Source organism: Actinoplanes sp. NPDC026623 (assembly GCF_040638275.1).
Lineage (GTDB): Bacteria > Actinomycetota > Actinomycetes > Mycobacteriales > Micromonosporaceae > Actinoplanes.
Map to the genome: position 1 here is coordinate 1 of NZ_JBEZXZ010000374.1, position 3487 is coordinate 3487.

The following is a 3487-nucleotide window of genomic DNA, read 5'->3' on the forward strand; positions in this document are numbered from 1 at the left end:
CCCGGCCGGGACCTCGAGGATGAAGCGGGTGGCGGCGCTGAGCCAGGCCGGCAGGGCGTCGGCGCCCGCGTCGGACGCGTCCACGAGCAGCGCGACGGCCAGGCGGTCGGACACCACCGGCGTCAGTTCGGCCCGCAGCGGCGCGCCGCCGGCGGTGACCGTCGCGGTCTCGGCGGCGGATCCGGCGTCGGCGCCCAGGTCGACGACCAGGGTGGTCTGCTCGGCGCCGGGCAGCACGGCGACGACGGGCAGGGGGATCGCCGCGGCCGCGGGCAGCGGGCCGTAGCACAGGACGGCGAGCATCGTCAGCAGGACGGCCGTGGCCGTGGCCGCGCGCCGGTCAGGCCGGTGTCGCGAAGACGATGACATTGTCCCGGTAGCTCCTCTGTGACTCGTCGAAGCCGCCACCGCAGGTCACCAGCCGCAGCGTCGGCTCGAGGGTGGGCGCGTAGACCAGGTCGGTGGGGAATCGGGTCTTCGGCACCCGCGTCACCTCGGTCACCCGGAAGGCGACTGTGGTCCGGTCGGCGCGGTCGACGTGCACGACCGTGCCGGGCCGCACCCGGGAGAGGCTCAGAAAGACTCCCGGGCCCGTGTGGGAGTCGACGTGACCCAATATCACCGCCGGCCCGGGCTGACCCGGGCGCGGGCCCTCGGCGTACCAGCCGGCGCGGTCGGGACGGTCGGGCACCGCGATGGTGCCGTCGGCGAGCCGATCGAGACGTTGCAGGGAGCTGTCGATGTGCAGCGCGGGGATCCGGATCCTGGTCGGCGTCGCCACGGCCCGGTAGGTGCGCACCGATCGAAACGTATCCGCCGCCGCGGACGGCCCGGCCGCCGCCGGCGCACCCGGTACGGGCGGCACCCCGGAACCGGGCGGCCGGGCCTGTGCGGGGCCGGTCGCCAGCAGCACCGCGAGGGCCACCAGGAGCGTGGCGCGGCCGCGAGCGGGCATCTCAGCGTCTCTTGACGACGCCGGCCATGGCGCCGTAGCCGGTCGCGGCCCCGCCGACCGGCAGGCGGGCCGCCACGGTGGCGCCGAACGCGTCGGCCAGCAGGTGGGCCATCTCGGACATGTGCTCGTAGGTTTCGAGCGCCATCTCGAGCGCGGTATCGTACTGCTTGGCGGCGAAGGCCTCCGCGTGGCGCAGCAGCAACTGGTCGTGGGCCAGCAGCGCGTCGGCGAGGCGCGTCGAGCTCAGCCGCTTGCCCGTCGCCTCCTCGAGGAAGGCGGCCAGCCTGACCTCGAGCTCCCGCAGCCTCCTGCGGGCCTGCTCGCGACGGCCGGAGTCCTGCGCGGCGGTGGCGGCCGCATAGGCGACGACCTGATCGACGTGGTGTGCCCACAGGGCCTGGAAGTCCTTCGCCGCCTTCGCGCCGAACAGGCTGTCCACGGCGGAGGCGAGATCGCCGGTGTTGCCGTTCAGCGCCTGCCCCGCGGCGGAGAAGTCCGGGCCGTTCGTGATGGCCGCCCTGGTCACGTCCTCGACCAGCACGACGTGCTCGGCGAGCAGCTTGCCGAGCTGGGACCGCAGCCGCCAGATCGGGGTGCGCAGCACCTTCGCGTCCTTTCCCGTGAGGATCGCGGCGGCGATGGTCCCGCCCAGCTCGTAGGTGTGCTGATAGGACTCGCGGTAGATGCGGTCGGCCGCCGGGTAGTGGTGTGCCGCGTAGGCGTCGGCCTGTGCCAGGAGGTGGTCCACGTGCATCCGCATCGCGCCGTTGGCCGCCCGGGTCGTCAGGCGCCCGTGTGAGGCCTTGACGAAGAACGCCGCCAGGTCCTCCTCGTACTCGATCAGCTCCTGGCGCGCCTCGTCGCGTACCTTTTCGTCCTGATCGGCCAGACCGCGGGCGTAGGTGAACAGCTCCACGACGTGCTGGGCCCACAGCTCCGCGAACCTGCGCGCCGTGGCGGCGCCGAGCACGTCGCCGAGGAGCTGGGCCATCGCGTCGGTGTTGCGCCCGAGCGCCGCGTTCGCGGACTGGGCGAAGTTCTCGTCGCCGCGGATCCGGCCGCGCATGAACTCCGCGGCCAGCACGGAGTGCTGACCGAGCAGCGCCTGAAGCCGCAGCGCCGACTCGGGCGCCGAGCGCGACGCGGCGACGTGAACGTGGCCGGCCTGGACAGCCGGCACCGGCAGGGGCGGCGTGGACCTCGCCGGCCCGGCCGGCAGCGCCACGATCACCGCGAAGCACAGGATCGCGAACCGCCGCCCGTGATGACCAATTCCGCGTAACTGCATGTGCCTCATCGCCCGGCATCTCTTAGGAGTTACCGCCGATTGCGTGCCCGGGCAGATGGGGCCGGTGGGTAGCGTCCGGCCCGCACGACCGCAGGTACCGCAATGGTGCCGGCGGCTGCGTCGGGGGCCGACTCTACGCTGGTCATCGAGGACGGTCGAGTCGACGAGAGGCCCACCCGTGCCGGTCCGCGAGGCCACATTTCCGCACCTGTACAGCGCCGATCCAGGGCCGGACGGAGCGGATTCGCCGTCGGATTTCCGACACCATCCTGCTCTGCGTCAATTGCACCGGCATTCCTATTCGGTGGGAGTGAAAGGCGCCGCCGCACGCAGTACGGTCGGGGCATGCCGGGTGTGGGACAACGCGTCGCCGGGCGTTACCGGATCGCCCGCCCGCTCGGCTCCGGCGGACTGGGCCGGGTCTGGCTCGCCGTGGACGAGATGCTGCACCGCGACGTGGCGATCAAGAAATGCGCGCCGCCGGACGGGCTCGCGCCGGACGAGCGGGAACTGCTGCGAAGCTGGATGCCGATCGAGGCGCGGGCGGCCGGGCGGGTGAGCCATCCCAACGTGATCCGGATCTACGACGTGCTGCCCGGCCGGGGCGAGCCGTGGATCGTCATGGAGTACGTGCCGTCGCGGTCGCTGCTGGAGGTGATCAAGGAGTCCGGCCCGCTCGGCGTGGGCCGGTTGGCCGGCATCGGCCTCGCGCTGCTGGCGGCCCTGGAGGCGGCGCACCGCCTGGGCGTGCTGCACCTCGACGTCAAGCCGAGCAACGTGCTGATCGCCGACGACGGGCGGGTGGTGCTCACCGACTTCGGCCCGGCCGTGACCGGCGAGGCGATCGCCGCGCTGGCCCGCCGCGGCATGATGTTCGGCTCGCCGAACTACGTCTCCCCGGAACGGCTCTTCGACGGCGCCGCCACCGCGCAGGCCGACCTCTGGTCCCTCGGCGCGACGCTCTACCACGCGGTGGAGGGCCGGCCGCCGTACGTCCGGGAGACCTCGGCGGACACCCTGCGGGCGCTGGCCGGCAGCCCGCCGGACCGGATCCGCCTGGCCGGTCCCCTCACGCCCGTCCTCGACGGACTGCTGCGCCGTGATCCCGGCACCCGGATGACGGCGGCCGAGGCCGAGGCCCGGCTGAGCGAGTTGACCGCCGTCTCGTCGCACCCGGCACCCGCCGTACGGCGCGGCCCGGCACCGGGGCCGGCGGCCCGCGGCCTGGTCCGCCGCTCCGGCCG

4 protein-coding genes are annotated in these 3487 nt (G+C 73.7%); 1 reads left to right on the plus strand and 3 read right to left on the minus strand.

The window, feature by feature from the left end:
• The 3 genes from AB0F10_RS44790 to AB0F10_RS44800 all read right to left on the minus strand — a co-directional run.
• On the minus strand, positions 1 to 303 hold a 303-nt coding region (locus tag AB0F10_RS44790), incomplete at its 3' end, for a hypothetical protein (protein WP_360640596.1).
• A 37-nt stretch (positions 304 to 340) separates the two neighbouring features.
• A complete protein-coding gene (locus AB0F10_RS44795) occupies positions 341 to 955 on the minus strand; it encodes a class F sortase (RefSeq protein WP_360640598.1) in 615 nt (204 codons plus the stop codon).
• A 1-nt stretch (position 956) separates the two neighbouring features.
• Positions 957 to 2243, minus strand: a complete 1287-nt coding sequence (locus AB0F10_RS44800) for a hypothetical protein (protein ID WP_360640600.1) — start codon at positions 2241 to 2243, stop codon at positions 957 to 959.
• A gap of 345 nt (positions 2244 to 2588) precedes the next feature.
• Between AB0F10_RS44800 and AB0F10_RS44805 the strand changes: the two genes are divergently transcribed.
• Positions 2589 to 3487: serine/threonine-protein kinase (locus tag AB0F10_RS44805; protein WP_360640602.1), on the plus strand; the 899-nt coding region annotated here is incomplete at its 3' end.

Bases quoted from the DNA above. Each gene is read 5' to 3' on its own strand.
- AB0F10_RS44800 (WP_360640600.1), bottom strand. From the start codon at position 2,243: ATGCAGTTACGCGGAATTGGTCATCACGGGCGGCGGTTCGCGATCCTG.
- AB0F10_RS44795 (WP_360640598.1), bottom strand. From the start codon at position 955: ATGCCCGCTCGCGGCCGCGCCACGCTCCTGGTGGCCCTCGCGGTGCTG.